This window comes from Streptomyces cinnabarinus (genome assembly GCF_027270315.1).
GTDB lineage: Bacteria > Actinomycetota > Actinomycetes > Streptomycetales > Streptomycetaceae > Streptomyces > Streptomyces cinnabarinus.
Genome location: NZ_CP114413.1, coordinates 8,520,037 through 8,534,297 on the forward strand (window position 1 = coordinate 8,520,037; position 14,261 = coordinate 8,534,297).

Genomic DNA, 14,261 nt, shown 5'->3' on the forward strand with positions numbered 1-14,261 from the left:
GGTCACCTAGCGTTCGGCGCATGACAGAGCGACGCGCGATCCTCAGCGGCTCGACGTTCGAGGAGCAGATCGGCTACGCCCGAGCTGTGGTGGACGGCGCCTGGGTGCATGTGTCCGGCACGACCGGCTTCGACTACGCCACCATGACGATCTCCGACGATGTGGTGGAGCAGGCGGAGCAGTGCCTGCGCAACATCGAGGCCGCGCTGGCCGAGGCGGAGTGCACCTTCGCGGATGTGGTGCGGGTGCGCTACCTCCTGCCCGACCGGGAGGACTTCGAGCCCTGCTGGCCGGTGCTGCGCCGTTGCTTCGGGGAGGTCCGACCGGCGGCGACGATGATGATGTGCGGACTGGCCGACCCCCGGATGAAGATCGAGATCGAGGTCTACGCGCGACGGGCGGGCGGCAGTTCCGGCCCGGCGGGTGGTGTATAGTCGATCTTGAGTTAGCCGCCGCAACACCCGGTGGCTGGTTATGCGTTGGTGGTCCAAGGAAAGACGTCCCGCTTCCTGCGGGGAGATGCAGGTGCAAGGCCTGCCCGGCGCTCGAATCCGTGGCCCGTCCCGAACTTCGGGGCGGGCCATGTGTGTTGCTGTGCGCGGTCTTACGCTGGTCGTCTGCAGACTCAGTGCGCGGCGGGGGTGTCGGGTGAGAGAACGCAGTCCACAAGGGGCCCGCCGTGAGTTGTTGGCAGAGATGGTGGGTGTCCTGCAGGATTCCGCGACGGTCCGGACCACGGCCGGTCGGGAAGTGTGGCGGGACCTGCTCTCCTACGAACTAGGCGTCTTCGTTGAGCCGTTCGACGCTGGCCCGGTGCGGGTATGGCTGATCCGCGTGGTCCGCCAGTGTGCGGAGATAAACGGTGGCTTGCACTGTATGGCGCGGTCGCTGGAATACGTGGAGCAGCAGTCGAGGGCGGTCAACGCGCTGTGGCCGCTCGTGAACGAGTGGCAAGCCATCGACTTCTTCGGTGGCGTCGAACTCGCGCCGCTGCGACCTGCGCTGATGTCCCTTACGTCCGACTTGCTGCCCATGGCGGAGCGCGCAAATGCGTCCAGGACACGGGAACTGCCCCCGTGGTGCGGTACGGGGTGGGATGTCTTCCTCTTGCTGACCGGATACAACACCCCGGCCGGTCAACTCCCACCCAGCCTGGCCTTCCTGGACTTGGTCCGCGAGCGGCTGGCGCGAGAGGGGCGGCCGAAGGACGCCGACATGATGATCCGCTGGCAGCACCGCGCACGCGCATCGCTGGGCATGCAGACCCCTGCGGACCGCGCCGCAAGCCCTGTCTCAACCCCCGCACCGCCGCCTCCCTCCAGGGAGGCGACCGGAGGACCCGAGCCTTCCACCTGCTGGACCGTCGGCGGAGCTGTGCTCGTCGGTGTCGGCGCCTATGAGCACCTTCCCGACGTCCCCGCGATCCACAACAATCTCGCTGACCTGCAACGTCTCCTCGTATCGGAGGAGTTCGGCATCCCGCCAGAGAACTGCCGGGTGCTGGCGGACCCGAGGGACCCCAGACGGATCCACGCCGCCATCGAGGAGGTGATGGAGGAGGTGGACCCGGCGTCCGGCGCGTTTCTCTTCTACTACGCCGGGCACGGCCGGGCGCATCCGTCCCACGGCAGGCTGCTGCTGTCGATGGCGGACTCGCGCGAGCACCAGACGTACTCGTACTGGAGCTTCGACAGCCTGCGCGATCAGATCGCCGACTTCGGCCTGTCCACCCGGCTGGTGATTCTGGACAGTTGCTACAGCGGCTCCGCCCTTGACCTTCTGTCCGGACCGGCCGACGCCTCATCGGCCGCCATTCGCGGCACCTACGTCATGGCGTCATCGGGCGCCACAGAGCCCTCCACGGCCCCCGACGGGGAGCGGTACACCGACTTCACCGGTCAGATCCTCGCCGCGCTGCGGTCGGGGATCCCGGGCGCGGGGCCCGTCGTCGATGCCGACGCGCTCTTCGAGACGGTGCGGGCACAGTGCCTGGCCAACGGGCTGCCGGTGCCCGCCCGGCAGATCCGCAACGAAGGGTCGCGGATCCCCTTGATGCGCAACAGGGCGTATCAGGTCATCACTTCGAGCCCGACCACTACTTCCAGGCAGTAGGAGGGCCACTTGGCCAACACCGTGCTTTTGACGGACCCCAGTGGAGGCAAAGTCCCGGACGCGTTACGGGCGTTCCTCGTGCGCGACCCGCTCATGCCGGCCGTCGGCAGGGTCAGGTGGCAGCCCTCGGCCGGCGCGAGGCCCGGCGAACTGGGCACGGCCATGGACGTGCTCACCCTCGTCGTCACCGGCCTGCTGGCCCTCCCTTCGGCCATCGACGTGGTGCGCAAGTGGTGCTCGTCGCCCGGACAGACCGGCTCCTCCGTCGTGCTGACGGTCGGCGAAGTGACCGTCACGGTCACCGCGGCCAGCACTCCCGAGGAGATCGCGGCGATGGCCGCCGCGCTGACCTCGGCACTGCGAGCGGATGGGGACGGTACGACGGACGGAACCCAGTAGACGCCTACGCGTGGATCCAGCGTCCCAGAGCCTCGACCGTGTCCTCAGGGGACGTGTTGAAGCACAGTCGGATCCCGGGCGCCGCCTCGGTCAGGACGTTGATGAGGCGCTCGAACAGCAGCGTGTGCTCCGGCAGCATCCGGACGCCACCACCGATCATCGCCAAGCCGAACGTCTGCTCCTTGAGCCGCTCCCGGACCTGTGCCTCGGCGTGGTCCGGTGAGCTGTCGATCAGGCAGGGAACCGTGTCGAACCCGGCCTCGCGCAAGGCCGCGTGCGCGGCCTCGATCCGGGCTGTGAGCGCCGCCTCGGTGAAGTCCTCCGGCAGTCGGCTGTAGTCGAGTGCGCTCGGATGCAGCCCGATGGACAGCACCTTCATGTCGCCCGGCAGCGACGGCCTTGAGCTGGTCGATCGCTCCATTGAACGGTTCCCCCTCGGATCGCGGCACGGTGATCTTCCCGGTGTATCACGGAAGTTGGGCGAGGGCGGGCTTGTTGACGCTTCGTCAACGCAGTGGTTGAGTGGCTGAGTCACTGGACCACTGAGTTGCCGGGAGTCGGTATGGGCGTACTGCCGCGGGAGAGCACGGTCGACGTACTGGAGAAGCGGCTGCGGGAGGACATCCTGGCCGGGCTGCATCCCGCCGGGAGCTATCTGCCTCCCGAGCGGGAACTGGCCGACGAGTTCGGGGTCAACCGCACCACGCTCAAGCACGCGTTCGGCAGGCTCGTGCACTCGGGGTTGCTGGAGACCAAGCACGGTGTGGGGACCCGCGTCCGGGACTTCCTCCGCCTCGGCGGGGCCGATCTGCTGCCGATGCTCGTGGGGCACAGCCCGGACTGGATCGGGGAGATATTCGAGGTTCGGCGCACTGTCGGCGAGTTGATCGCCGAGCGCGCCGCCGCTCGCGCCACCGCGGCCCAGGTCGCCGAACTGCGGCGGCTGGTGGCGGCGATCGCGGACGCGGAGGGCGGGGAAGCGGCGCAGCTGGCGGATGCCGAGGTGCACCGGGCGCTGGCCCGCGCGACCGGCAACCGCGTGTACGTGCTGCTGACCAACACCCTGTTCAACGCCTATCTGCCCGTGCGTGCGGCGCTGGTGGGGCCCTTCGTCGATGCGCGGGCCGCCCATGACCGACTGGCACCGGTGGTGGAAGCCGTGGCCGCGCACGCCGAGCCCGCGGCCCGCGCGGCCGCCGGTGCCTACCTGGCGGCGACGGAACGCATCATGCTCGACGATTTGGCACAATCCCGTCGGCGCCGGGACCGTGTCTGATGCCCGCCCGGGGAACGACGTTCAAGGAGACGATGCTGGGCCGGGTGCGCCTGGCCGACGAGGACCGGGACCGTCCGGTGCGACTGGACCTCGTGGCCCGGACGGAATCTGTGCTGCTGCCCCACCGCACCACGCAGGCGCAGGTGACCGGGCGGGTCCGTATCGCGGGCCGGGCCGATGACCCGGAAGCCGTGGGCGAGTTGGAGATCTCGCCGCTCGCCCGCCGAAGGATCCGCTATCGCGTGACCTTCACCCTGGAAGGCCGTTGCCTGGTGCTGGACGGCTGGAAATCCGTCTCGCCCGCACGGCCGCTCACCTCGATGACCGTACTGCCGTTCACCCTGTACGAGGACGGCGAGCGGGTGGGCGAGGGACGACTGCGCTTCCCGCTCGCCACCGGTCTGGTCCCCTTCCTGACGAGCTTCCGCTTCCCGCGCACGGCCGAAGGCGCTGGGGATCTCGCGCCGCGCTGGGACGGGAAGCCGGGCCGGACCGAGGTCTGGTACACGACCCTGACCGATCCGGCGACCGGCACCGGGGTGTGGTTGCACCACGAAGTCGTCGCACCCACTGACGGGTCCGGCGCCTACACCCACGGCTGGGTCGCCGTGTTCCCCAAGGACGGCCCCGCCGAGCACGTCCGCTTCGGCCCCCTGCCGTGGACGGGGCAGGAGAAGGTCTACGGCGCAGAAGACATCCTCGTCCGGCCTGGCCGACTGGCAGGCGCGGCAGGCCCGTTCACCTGGGAGCTCGCCGAGACCCCGCAAGGCCCGCCGCTCCACACCTTCCCGCGCTGGTCATGGCGCCGCCCCTGGCTCCCGGCCAGCCAGATGCTGCCCGCCGCGCGCAGCCGCTACGACGGCACGGTCCGCCACGGCACGGGCGAACTGCGGCTGGAGAAGGCGGTCGGCGCGAGTGCCCGGATCTACGGCCACGGCAACGCACGGCGCTGGGCATGGCTGCACGCGGACCTGGGCGGCGGTGATGTACTGGAGGTCATCGCGGCGGTGTCCATGCGCCCGGGCCTGGACCGGCTGCCTCCGCTGGTGTTCTTGCGCCTGTTGCACAACGGGCGTACCTGGCCGCGCCGTTCGGAGCGCTCGGCCGTGGGCTGGGCGGGGTTCGGCCGGTTCCGGGCGGAGCTGGGGCTGCCCGAGTGGCGGGTGGCCGGACGCGTGGGCAGGCGCCGGATCCGGGTGGCGGTGACACAGCCGCCCGAGCGGACGCTGGCCCTGGACTACACCGACCCCGACGGATCCGCCGCGGTGTGCCGCAACAGCGAGACCGCGGACGCGGTGGTGACCGTGGAGCGCTGGTGGGGCAGGTGGCGGCAGGAGGCCGTATGGCGGCTGTCTGGCACGGCCCATGCGGAAGTCGGTGACCGATGAGCCCGACTCCCGCCTCCGCCGTCGCGGCCCTTGCGGCAGCGCTGCTCGCGGACGACGCCACGGCCGCGTGGACGGCGGCGGTCCCGCGGCGCCTTGAGACGCTGCTCGATGCGTTGCCCGCTCACGCCCGTGCCGGGATACGCGGTGCGGCCTGGGCGATCGACGCCTACGCCGTGGCCCGGACCGGTGCCCGCCTGGCTACGCTGGGCGGTCCGGAGCGAGAGCGCGTGCTGTCGCAACTCGCTTCCCACCGGGCTCTGTTGCCGCTCCTGGACGCCGTCAAGGTGCCGGTGCTGCTGGCGGCCGGGACCGAACGGGCGCTGCACCGGACCCCGGCGCCGTCGACGCCCGCCCCGATCGATCCACCGCTGGACCTGACCCCCGCCCTCGACTGGCCGACACGGTCGACTGCCGATGCCGTAGTCGTCGGTTCGGGCGCGGGCGGTGCCATGGCCGCGCGGACACTGGCCCGCGCCGGGATGCGAGTGGTGGTGCTGGAGGAGGGGGAGCATCACTCGACCGCGTCCTTCGGACGGCGGGCACCGCTGGACCGCTTCACCGATCTCTATCGCGACGGGGGCGCGACGATCGCCCTTGGCAATCCGCCGTTGGTGCTGCCGGTGGGCCGGGCGGTCGGCGGTACGACGGTCGTGAACTCCGGTACCTGCTACCGCACTCCGGCCCATGTCGTGGCGCGCTGGCTGAGCCGGTACGGCTTCACCGCCGCCGAGGGTTTCGACGCGTGCCTGGACGAGGTGGAACGCACCTTGCGTGTCGCGCGTCAGCCGCTGGACGTGATCGGGACCAACGGACGGCTCGCCCTGGCCGGTGCGAAGGAACTCGGCTGGACGGCCGGGCCGCTGCGCCGGAACGCGCCCGGCTGCAAGGGCTCGTGCCAGTGTGTGGTCGGCTGTCCCACGGGCGCCAAGCAGAGTGTGCAGCTCTCCGTTCTGCCCGACGCCTGCGCGTCCGGGGCCCGGATCGTGACGGGTGCTCGGGTCCGGCGGATCCTGACCGACCCCGACCGGCCCGGTGGCCCACGCGCTGCGGGCGTGGTCGTCAGCCGCCCGGACGGCAGTGAGTTGGAGATCCTCAGCCCGGTGGTGGTGGTCGCGGCCGGCGCCCTCCAGACCCCGCAGTTGCTACGCCGCTCGGGTCTGGGCAGGCACCCGGGTCTGGGCCGCAACCTGAGTGTGCACCCAGCCGTGAGCGTGGCGGGCCGCTTCAGTGATCCGGTGGTCGACGGTACGGCCGTGTTGCAGAGCGTCGGTGTGGAGCAACTGCACAGCGACGGCATCCTGATCGAGGCCACCGCGGCACCTCCGGGCATGACGTCCTTCGTGCTCCCGGGAGTTGGCCGGCCCCTGCGCCGGAAACTGGACTCCACCGAGCACCTGGCCACCCTCGGCGCCATGATCGCCGACCAGCCCTCGGGCCGGGTCCTGGGCAGTGAGCGCACACTCCTGCGCTACGACCTGTCCCCGCGAGACGCGGCCCGCCTCCTGAGAGCCCAACAGGCCATGGGTGAGCTGCTGTTCGCCGCGGGAGCCGAGGAAGTCCTGACCGGCGTCCCCCAGGCGCCATGCGCACGTACCCCGAACGAGCTGAAGGCTGTGCTGAGCGAGGTGACGGCACGTCAACTCCACGTGTCCGCCTTCCACCCCACCGGCACGGCCGCGGCCGGGTCGGATCCCGGGCGCTCACCCACCGACCCCGACGGCCGTCTGCGCGGCGTCCACGGTGTCCTGATCACCGACGGCTCGGTGCTGCCGAGCTGCCCGGAGGTGAACCCCCAGCTGAGCATCATGGCGGCGGCCCTGGCCCTTGCCGAACGCCACGTGACGGAGGTGTGAGGCGGCGCGGCCGGGTGTCCGGGGCTGTTGTCAGTGGTGTGGTCCAGAATGCGGCGCAGCATGATCAACACCGGGCCCGTGGGGGGAATCGGTGTCCGTCCTCAGCCGGAAAGGCGCGCCGATGCCGCACCAGCCCTTGTCTTACGAGCCGGGCACAACCGCTGAGGCGCGCACGCCCCGCCCGCGAAGGGCCATGACCCCCCTCGCGGCGCCCGCGGCCGACGTCCTGCACATCGTGTCCGACCCACGCACCCCCGTCTTCGTCACCGCCATGGCGGGCGGACGGCTGCGCTACGGCTACTGGCGTGCGGCCGGGCCGGGTGGGGGCGTCGGCGGCTGCCATGTCGCCCTGCCGACGGAGGTGTGCGAGGCGCTGCGCTCGGCGGGGCGGATCACGCTGGGGGCGCCGGTGAGCGATCCCGGGAAGACGACGTACCGGGTCAGTGCCGTGTGTGCGGGGGCGGAAGCGGGGCGGGGGAGGGCTCGGGCCGCATAGATCAGGAGGCATGCGCAACCTTCGGTTGCGCATAGGGGTGTGACGCTCTACCGTTATACGCAACCAAAGGTTGCCAATGGCTGGGAGAGCCCCATGGAGTACGGCAGCATCGAGCGGGAGATCCACATCGACGCCACGCCCGAGGTGGTGTACGAGGTCGTGAGCAGGCCCGAGCATCTGCGGGAGTGGTGGCCGGACGAAGCGGAGCTCACGCCGGTCACCGGCGCCACCGGGGTCATCACCTTCGGTGACAAGAACTCGCCGGAGGCGACGGTGGTGCCCCTCACCGTGATCGAGGCCGACCCGCCGCGCCGGTTCTCCTTCCGGTGGGTGTACGACGAGGGCCGGACCGCCGCGCCGGACAACTCGCTCCTGGTCACCTTCGAGCTGGTTCCCTCCGGGGCGGGCACCCTGCTGCGCTTCTCCGAGACGGGATTCCGGGAGAAGGGCTGGGAGGCGGCCGTACTCGAGGAGCAGTACCGCGAGCACGTCACCGGGTGGGACCACTTCCTGCCCCGTCTCGTCGCGTACGTCGCCCGGGTGGTGTCGACGCGGTGAGCGTCACCGTCGATGACGAGCTCTGGTCGGCGGTGGGGGACCCCACCCGGCGGCGGATGCTGGATGTGCTGCTCGCCGACGGTGGCGGTACGCCGACCACGCTGAGCGGACAGCTTCCGGTGACGCGGCAGGCCGTGGCCAAGCACCTCGGTGTGCTTCAGCGGGTCGGGCTGGTGCACGTCAGGCCAGCCGGGCGGGAGCGCCGCTATGAGGTCGACCAGGCTCAACTCGCCCGAGCGGTGGCCCAGTTGTCGGCGGTCGGGGCCACGTGGGACGCCCGGTTGCAGCGCATCAAGCGGATCGCCGAGGCGATTCAGCGCGCCCAGGAGGACTGACCCAGTGAATCGCGCCCAGCTCCGGGCGCCCGAACGAAGAATGAGGTAGCGACATGGTGGACATCCTGCACAGGGTCGGAGTCGTCTCGTCACCCGACGACGTCTATGCAGCCCTGACGACCATCGACGGACTGGCGGGCTGGTGGACCGAGGACACGGATGGCGACAGTGACGTCGGGGGAGTGATCCGGTTCCGCTTCGAGCCCGGCGGGTTCGACATGAAGGTGATGGAGGCCGAGCCCTCCGGGCGCGTGCTCTGGGAGGTCGTCGACGGCCCCGAGGAGTGGATCGGTACGCGGATCCGGTTCGAGCTGAAGCGGGAGGACAACTTCACGATCATCCTGTTCCGGCATGAGGGCTGGCAGGAGCCGGTGGAGTTCATGTACCACTGCTCGACGAAGTGGGCGACGTTCCTCATGAGCCTGAAGAGGCTGGTCGAAACGGGCACGGGCGAGCCCGCGCCGCGGGACGTGAAGATCAGTAACTGGCATTAGAGGCGTGCGGGAATGCGGAGGCGGGTGTCCGTGTTGGGGAGGGTGTCTGACATGTTCGAGTCATTGGGCTCGCATGGCGGTGGAAGGGAGTCCCTCATGGCACGCAGCAGCACACGGCCCGTAGTGAGGCTGAAGTCGACGGCCGGCACCGGCGTCACTTACCTCACCCGCAAGAGCCGTCTGAACGACCCCGACCGGCTGGTCCTGCGCAAGTACGACCCGGTCGCCCGCGCTCACGTCCTCTTCCGCGAGGAACGCTGACGCCCGCCTCCCGCCATCCGGCGGTGGAGGCCGTGACGAAAGGACACCCCATGAAGCCCGGCATCCATCCCGTCTCCCGCCCCGTGGTGTTCCGCGACCGTGCGTCCGGGTTCACCCTGCTGACCCGCTCCACCCTGGACTCGCAGCGCATGATCGAGTGGGAGGACGGCAGCACCTACCCGGTGGTCGACGTCGAGATCTCCTCGGCGAGCCATGCCGCCTACACCGGCACCTCGCGCATCGTGGACACCGCGGGACGCGTGGAACGCTTCGAGCGCCGCTACGGCCGTAGCGTCACCGCCCGCCCCTGACCTCGGCCCAGCCGCGCCATCGATCGGAGACCGATGAAGGTACGCAAGTCGCTGCGCTCGCTGAAGGCGAGGCCCGGCGCCCAGGTGGTGCGTCGGCGCGGCACGACATTCGTGATCAACAAGAAGAACCCACGCTTCAAGGCCCGCCAGGGCTGAGCACCGGCCCGACAGCACGACCGACGGCCCGGCACCCGCGATGACGGGGGTGCCGGGCCGGTTCGGCGTGCGGGAGAGTAAACCGGCAGCATGGCTGCGTGGCCGATCTTCTAGGACTGGCAGGCGGTTCTCGATCTCCTTGAGGTGAAGGGCTGGGCGTACTGGTTCCGCGCAGGCGAGACGCCGCTGCCGTTGCCTCGGGCAGGGGCCGTGTTGTCGCGTCCGCTCGGTGTCGAGTGTCCCAGTCTGCTGGTCCGGCCGACCGCCGGCGTGCGCCTGGGCAAGCCGGTGTTCATGGATCCCGAGGGGCGCTACGGGTGTCCCGTGCTCGGGTTCGATGCTGAGGCGGATCGCGTTGTTCTGCTCGCATAGTCGTCGTCACGTAATCGTCGTCACGACGCCGCTGTTTCGGGGTGGGGCGTCGGTAGGGCGTGGGTGATGTGGTTGAGGATTTCGGGGGTTGCGGTGTGGAGGAAGAAGTGGCCGCCGGGGAGCATGCGCAGGCGGGAGCCCGTTGAGGTCTGGCGGCGCCAGCCGGGGAGGCGGGCCGGGGTGACCCGGGCGTCGGCGGTGCCGCCGAACACGGTCAGGGGGACCGGGAGCGGGGGCTCGTCCCGGTAGTCGTAGCTCTCCAGGACGGCGAAGTCGGCGCGCAGGGTGGGCAGCATCAGGGCCATCAACTCGGGTTCTTCCAGGATCTCTTGAGGCGTGCCGCCGAGTTCGCGCAGGCGCTCCAGGACGCGCTCGTCCGGGGCATCGCCCAGCGGCGGGAACTCGGGGGGCGCGTCGGGGGCGGAGCGGCCGGAGACGAAGAGGTGGGCGGGGAGCGGGGCGCCGCGTCGGCGCAGGGCCCGCGTCAGCTCGAACGCCAGCAGGCCGCCCATACTGTGGCCGAAGATCGCGAACGGCCGGTCCAGGAACGGGCCGACCGCACCCGCCAGCCCGTCCACCAGCGGCCGGAGCCTGCTGACCGGAGGCTCGCCGAAGCGGCTGCCCCGGCCCGGCAGCTCCAGCGGGCAGATCTGGATGTGCTCGGGTGCGAGGGTGTGCCACTCGCGGTACGCCGCGGTGGCACCCCCCGCGTACGGAAGGCAGAACAGCCGGAAAGCGGCTTGCTCTCCAGGCATCCAGCGGCCGAACCACGGGTTGTTCACTTCGGGTGCTCCTTCACGGCGCGGCGGTGCGCGGTGGGCGATGGTCAGACGTCGAGCAGTTGCAGGGCGCGGGACGGGCAGCGCTCCACCGCGCCCCGTACCGCCACGATCCGCTCGGCCGGCGGTTCGGGACGCAGCACGACCACGGTGCCGTCGTCATCGGACTGGTCGAACAGATCGGGCACGGTCAGCGCACACATGCCCGAGCCGACGCACACCTCGGGGTCGGCCTCGATACGCATGCTCGTCCTCGCTCCAGACGGAAAAGACCGGGAAGTTACCGTTCAGTTGCGGACCTGGGCCCTGCACGGAATCCATCCGTGCACGAATCAATTGGTTTATGGCTCAAATTGCCGCATGCGCGCAGACCCCACATTCCAAGAATGGGGCCGCCCGGTCAAGGGCAGTTGGTTACCGCCGGTTCCGAACCCCCGTGAGGGGACGCGTTGTTGGACCGACCGCCGCGATCTGGCCACTTCTGAGTGGTGGTCCGGCAACCCTGGCCGTGGACGGTGTCCTCGCGGTTACCGTCCTAGCGGAACGCGCGTAGACCCAGTAACCCGGGGTGCTGCCGTACTCCTTGACACCCGCCTCGGGAACGACCGATATTAAGCCGTCAAATTCTGTCGATGCCGGTCCTTCAAGGGAGAAATCCGTGGACGAGTGCGGACGATCGGAACCACGCCCCGACTCCCGTCGCGCCACCCGCAAGCCCCTCACCTGCCGCTGAGCTGATCGTGGGCGGGTGAGCGGCAGACGCCACCGTCAGCGATCGGCCCGCCCGTCGCCGCACGACCCGGCCACGCAGGTCTAGGCCGGCATTCCGCGCCACCGCGCTTCCCTGCGCGTTCGCGAGTGCCGTCGTCTTCTCCGGTGGACCCCCCATACAGCACCGGGCCGCGCCCCGCGCAAGCCCGGACTGAACAAGTGTCACAGGAACTCGCCGGATCGGCGGCGGGAAGCTCAACACGACGCCGTCCAGTGCAGAGCTATGGAGGGAGCGCCGCGTGTCCGACGCACGGCCAGGGGAAAAGCCGAAGTCGCCCATCGACGAAGATGACATCACTCAGAAGTCGAAGTTAATTCCCGTCACATCCTTAATGGCGGCCGACTCTCCTCGGCTGGCGGGGGAGGTCGAGGAGCACGCGCGGACGCTGGCCGAGTCGGAGGCCGACCTGCCGCCCATCGTCGTCCACCGGCCCACCATGCGGGTCGTCGACGGCATGCACCGGCTGCGCGCTGCCGTACTGCGCGGCGACGACCTCATCGAGGTCCGGTTCGTGGAGGGCACCGCGGAGGACGCCTTCGTCCTCGCCGTCCAGCTCAACGCCGAACACGGGATGCCGCTGTCCCGGCAGGACCGGGTCGCCGCGGCGATGCGCATCATGGAGAGCCATCCGGCCTGGTCCGACCGGCGCATCGCCTCGGTCACCGGACTCTCCCCCGGGGTGGTGGGCTCGCTGCGCACCCGCGCCGGGAGCACCCCGCAACTGACCCTGCGCATCGGCCGGGACGGCCGCAAACGACCCGTCGACGGGGCCGCCGGGAGACTCGCCGCCAGCAGGGTCATCGCCGAGACCCCGGACGCCTCGCTGCGGGAGATCGCGAGCCGGGCGGGCATCGCGGTGGCCACCGCACGCGACGTCCGCCGACGCATCCGGCTGGGACAGGACCCGGTGACGCCGAAGTTCCGGCCGACCGCCCTCGCCGCCGACGGCACCGCCGAGGACGCCGGTGACCGGTCCGACGACGCCGGACCGGCGACCGCGCCACCGGTGTGGGAAAGCGTGCTGTCCAGCATGCGCAGGGACCCCTCGCTGCGGATGTCCCTGATCGGCCGCACCCTGCTGCAGCTGCTGCGCGCCCACCTCCTCACCACGGAACAGCGCCAGGACCTCATCGACGGCATCCCGGCCCACCGCGCGGCCGACGTGGCGCAGATGGCCCGGATGTGCGCCTCCCGGTGGCTGGAGTTCGCCATCGACATCGAGGGCAGAGGCGCGGCCGCCAGCGGCGCAGCGGGGGAGCAGCACGTACGGCAACTCTCTTCCGGAGCCTGAGCGTTGCGCGCCCCTTCAGGACGCTTCGTCGACTACTGATCGCTCGCGGGTTCCGTACGGAACCGGTTGATCGCCTCCTCGTGCCTCGCCCGGAACTCGGGATCCCGTACCCCGAGGCCCGGGCGGGGAGCGAGGCACAGCACGCCGACCTTGCCCTGATGCCGGTTGTGATGCATGTCGTACACGGCCTGCGAGGTCTGCTCCAGCGGGACCGCCTGGGAGAGCGTGGGGTGGACACGCCCCTTGGTGATGAGCCGGTTCGCCTCCCACGCCTCCCGGTAGTTGGCGAAGTGGGTGCCGATGATCCGCTTGAGGTGCATCCAGAGATAGCGGTTGTCGTAGCTGTGCTCATAACCGCTGGTGGACGCGCAGCTGACGATCGTGCCGCCGCGGCGGGCGACGTACACACTGGCCCCGAAGGTCTCCCTCCCGGGGTGCTCGAAGACGATGTCCGGGTCCTCCCCGCCGGTCAGTTCCCGGATCCGCGCCCCCAACCGCCGCCACTCGCGCACATCCTGGGTGTGCTCGTCCTGCCAGAAGCGGTAGCCCTCGGCGGACCGGTCGATGACCAGCTCCGCGCCCATCCGCCGGCACACCTCCGCCTTCTGCGGGCTGGACACCACGCACACCGGCGTCGCCCCGCCGTTCAGGGCGAGTTGGGTGGCGTACGAGCCGAGGCCGCCGGACGCTCCCCAGATCAGCACGTTGTCGCCCTGCTTCATCCGCGCCCCGTTGGCCGAGACCAACTGCCGGTAGGCGGTGGAGTTGACCAGCCCGGAGGCCGCCGCCTCCTCCCACGTGAGGTGGCGCGGCTTCGGCATCACCTGGTTCGCCTTGACCAGCGCCAGCTCGGCCAGCCCGCCGAAGTTGGTCTCGAAACCCCAGATCCGCTGCTCCGGGTCGAGCATGGTGTCCCCGTGCCCGTCGGGGTGGTGCAGTTCGACCGACAGGCAGTGCGCGACGACCTCGTCGCCCGGCTTCCAGGCGGTGACCCCCTCGCCGCGGCGCAGCACCACCCCGGCCAGATCGGAGCCGAGCACGTGGTACGGCAGATCGTGCCGGGCCGCCTGCGGTGACGTCCTGCCGTACCGGGCGAGGAACTGGAAGGTCGGCAGCGGCTCGAAGATCGACGACCACACGGTGTTGTGGTTGATGCCGCTCGCCATCACCGCGATCAGCACCTCGCCGGCGGCGGGTTCGGGCGTGGCGACCTCGTCGAGGTGCAGGGACTTGCGCGGATCCTTGTCGCGCCCGCCGAGCCCCTCGAACATCGCCACCTCGTCGGCGTGCAGGGTGATGCCCCGGTAGTGGTCGGGCACCGGAAGGGCCGCGACGGCGTCCGGCTCACCGGCCTGGATCGCTTCGACGATGTTCTGCATCTTTCGGAGTCCCCCTTCGATCCCGGATA

18 protein-coding genes are annotated in these 14,261 nt (G+C 70.4%); 14 read left to right on the forward strand and 4 right to left on the reverse strand.

Annotated elements, in window-relative coordinates; genetic code table 11:
• Window positions 1–20 precede the first annotated feature (20 nt).
• From STRCI_RS38515 to STRCI_RS38525, 3 genes are all read left to right on the forward strand, one after another.
• Entirely contained in the window at window positions 21–434 is a 414-nt protein-coding gene (locus STRCI_RS38515) for a RidA family protein (protein WP_269663644.1), read from the forward strand.
• Between the two features lie 262 nt (window positions 435–696).
• Window positions 697–2,112, forward strand: a complete 1,416-nt coding sequence (locus tag STRCI_RS38520; RefSeq protein WP_269664755.1) for a caspase, EACC1-associated type — start codon at window positions 697–699, stop codon at window positions 2,110–2,112.
• A gap of 9 nt (window positions 2,113–2,121) precedes the next feature.
• On the forward strand, window positions 2,122–2,511 hold the full coding sequence (locus tag STRCI_RS38525; RefSeq protein ID WP_269663645.1) for an effector-associated constant component EACC1: 390 nt from the start codon (window positions 2,122–2,124) through the stop codon (window positions 2,509–2,511).
• Between the two features lie 4 nt (window positions 2,512–2,515).
• On the opposite strand, the gene STRCI_RS38530 is transcribed toward STRCI_RS38525, so the two are convergent.
• Window positions 2,516–2,932 (reverse strand): hypothetical protein, encoded by a 417-nt coding sequence (locus STRCI_RS38530; RefSeq protein WP_269663646.1) that lies wholly within the window; start codon window positions 2,930–2,932, stop codon window positions 2,516–2,518.
• A gap of 141 nt (window positions 2,933–3,073) precedes the next feature.
• Between STRCI_RS38530 and STRCI_RS38535 the strand changes: the two genes are divergently transcribed.
• The 10 genes from STRCI_RS38535 (at window position 3,074) to ykgO (ending at window position 9,639) form a co-directional block, all read left to right on the forward strand.
• Complete coding sequence (locus tag STRCI_RS38535) at window positions 3,074–3,787, forward strand: FadR/GntR family transcriptional regulator (RefSeq protein ID WP_269663647.1); 714 nt, start codon at window positions 3,074–3,076, stop codon at window positions 3,785–3,787.
• Window positions 3,787–5,175: a hypothetical protein gene (locus STRCI_RS38540; protein ID WP_269663648.1), complete on the forward strand. Its 1,389-nt coding sequence runs from the start codon at window positions 3,787–3,789 to the stop codon at window positions 5,173–5,175. Before STRCI_RS38535 ends, STRCI_RS38540 begins: the two co-directional genes overlap by 1 nt.
• Window positions 5,172–7,028, forward strand: a complete 1,857-nt coding sequence (locus STRCI_RS38545; RefSeq protein ID WP_269663649.1) for a GMC family oxidoreductase — start codon at window positions 5,172–5,174, stop codon at window positions 7,026–7,028. Before STRCI_RS38540 ends, STRCI_RS38545 begins: the two co-directional genes overlap by 4 nt.
• A gap of 193 nt (window positions 7,029–7,221) precedes the next feature.
• Window positions 7,222–7,524, forward strand: a complete 303-nt coding sequence (locus tag STRCI_RS38550; protein ID WP_269663650.1) for a hypothetical protein — start codon at window positions 7,222–7,224, stop codon at window positions 7,522–7,524.
• Between the two features lie 93 nt (window positions 7,525–7,617).
• Window positions 7,618–8,082, forward strand: coding sequence for an SRPBCC family protein (locus tag STRCI_RS38555; protein WP_269663651.1), 465 nt, complete (start codon window positions 7,618–7,620; stop codon window positions 8,080–8,082).
• Entirely contained in the window at window positions 8,079–8,417 is a 339-nt protein-coding gene (locus STRCI_RS38560; protein ID WP_269663652.1) for an ArsR/SmtB family transcription factor, read from the forward strand. The genes STRCI_RS38555 and STRCI_RS38560 overlap by 4 nt, the downstream gene beginning before the upstream one ends.
• Before the next feature lie 53 nt (window positions 8,418–8,470).
• Window positions 8,471–8,911, forward strand: a complete 441-nt coding sequence (locus STRCI_RS38565) for an SRPBCC family protein (protein ID WP_269663653.1) — start codon at window positions 8,471–8,473, stop codon at window positions 8,909–8,911.
• A gap of 96 nt (window positions 8,912–9,007) precedes the next feature.
• Window positions 9,008–9,172, forward strand: coding sequence for a 50S ribosomal protein L33 (gene rpmG, locus STRCI_RS38570; protein WP_269663654.1), 165 nt, complete (start codon window positions 9,008–9,010; stop codon window positions 9,170–9,172).
• Between the two features lie 50 nt (window positions 9,173–9,222).
• Window positions 9,223–9,483 carry a type B 50S ribosomal protein L31 gene (locus STRCI_RS38575; RefSeq protein WP_269663655.1) on the forward strand — a complete coding sequence of 87 codons (261 nt, stop codon included), beginning with the start codon at window positions 9,223–9,225 and terminating at the stop codon, window positions 9,481–9,483.
• A 33-nt stretch (window positions 9,484–9,516) separates the two neighbouring features.
• Entirely contained in the window at window positions 9,517–9,639 is a 123-nt protein-coding gene (ykgO, locus tag STRCI_RS38580) for a type B 50S ribosomal protein L36 (protein ID WP_269663656.1), read from the forward strand.
• A 392-nt stretch (window positions 9,640–10,031) separates the two neighbouring features.
• Here the strand turns inward: ykgO and STRCI_RS38590 are convergent, their stop codons facing one another.
• A complete protein-coding gene (locus STRCI_RS38590; RefSeq protein WP_269663657.1) occupies window positions 10,032–10,793 on the reverse strand; it encodes a thioesterase II family protein in 762 nt (253 codons plus the stop codon).
• 44 nt (window positions 10,794–10,837) lie between these two features.
• Entirely contained in the window at window positions 10,838–11,035 is a 198-nt protein-coding gene (locus STRCI_RS38595) for a ferredoxin (protein WP_269663658.1), read from the reverse strand.
• 858 nt (window positions 11,036–11,893) lie between these two features.
• Here STRCI_RS38595 and STRCI_RS38600 point away from each other — a divergent pair.
• Complete coding sequence (locus STRCI_RS38600) at window positions 11,894–12,853, forward strand: ParB/RepB/Spo0J family partition protein (RefSeq protein ID WP_336298830.1); 960 nt, start codon at window positions 11,894–11,896, stop codon at window positions 12,851–12,853.
• Window positions 12,854–12,885: 32 nt separating this feature from the next.
• On the opposite strand, the gene ccrA is transcribed toward STRCI_RS38600, so the two are convergent.
• Window positions 12,886–14,232 carry a crotonyl-CoA carboxylase/reductase gene (gene ccrA, locus STRCI_RS38605; protein WP_269663660.1) on the reverse strand — a complete coding sequence of 449 codons (1,347 nt, stop codon included), beginning with the start codon at window positions 14,230–14,232 and terminating at the stop codon, window positions 12,886–12,888.
• Between the last annotated feature and the right edge of the window lie 29 nt (window positions 14,233–14,261).

Coding starts and splice junctions, on each gene's coding strand:
- STRCI_RS38530 (WP_269663646.1), bottom strand. CDS start 2,932: ATGGAGCGATCGACCAGCTCAAGGCCGTCGCTGCCGGGCGACATGAAG.
- STRCI_RS38565 (WP_269663653.1), top strand. CDS start 8,471: ATGGTGGACATCCTGCACAGGGTCGGAGTCGTCTCGTCACCCGACGAC.
- STRCI_RS38545 (WP_269663649.1), top strand. CDS start 5,172: ATGAGCCCGACTCCCGCCTCCGCCGTCGCGGCCCTTGCGGCAGCGCTG.
- STRCI_RS38550 (WP_269663650.1), top strand. CDS start 7,222: ATGACCCCCCTCGCGGCGCCCGCGGCCGACGTCCTGCACATCGTGTCC.
- ccrA (WP_269663660.1), bottom strand. CDS start 14,232: ATGCAGAACATCGTCGAAGCGATCCAGGCCGGTGAGCCGGACGCCGTC.
- rpmG (WP_269663654.1), top strand. CDS start 9,008: ATGGCACGCAGCAGCACACGGCCCGTAGTGAGGCTGAAGTCGACGGCC.
- STRCI_RS38520 (WP_269664755.1), top strand. CDS start 697: ATGGTGGGTGTCCTGCAGGATTCCGCGACGGTCCGGACCACGGCCGGT.
- STRCI_RS38535 (WP_269663647.1), top strand. CDS start 3,074: ATGGGCGTACTGCCGCGGGAGAGCACGGTCGACGTACTGGAGAAGCGG.
- STRCI_RS38515 (WP_269663644.1), top strand. CDS start 21: ATGACAGAGCGACGCGCGATCCTCAGCGGCTCGACGTTCGAGGAGCAG.
- STRCI_RS38600 (WP_336298830.1), top strand. CDS start 11,894: ATGGCGGCCGACTCTCCTCGGCTGGCGGGGGAGGTCGAGGAGCACGCG.
- ykgO (WP_269663656.1), top strand. CDS start 9,517: ATGAAGGTACGCAAGTCGCTGCGCTCGCTGAAGGCGAGGCCCGGCGCC.
- STRCI_RS38555 (WP_269663651.1), top strand. CDS start 7,618: ATGGAGTACGGCAGCATCGAGCGGGAGATCCACATCGACGCCACGCCC.
- STRCI_RS38575 (WP_269663655.1), top strand. CDS start 9,223: ATGAAGCCCGGCATCCATCCCGTCTCCCGCCCCGTGGTGTTCCGCGAC.
- STRCI_RS38540 (WP_269663648.1), top strand. CDS start 3,787: ATGCCCGCCCGGGGAACGACGTTCAAGGAGACGATGCTGGGCCGGGTG.
- STRCI_RS38595 (WP_269663658.1), bottom strand. CDS start 11,035: ATGCGTATCGAGGCCGACCCCGAGGTGTGCGTCGGCTCGGGCATGTGT.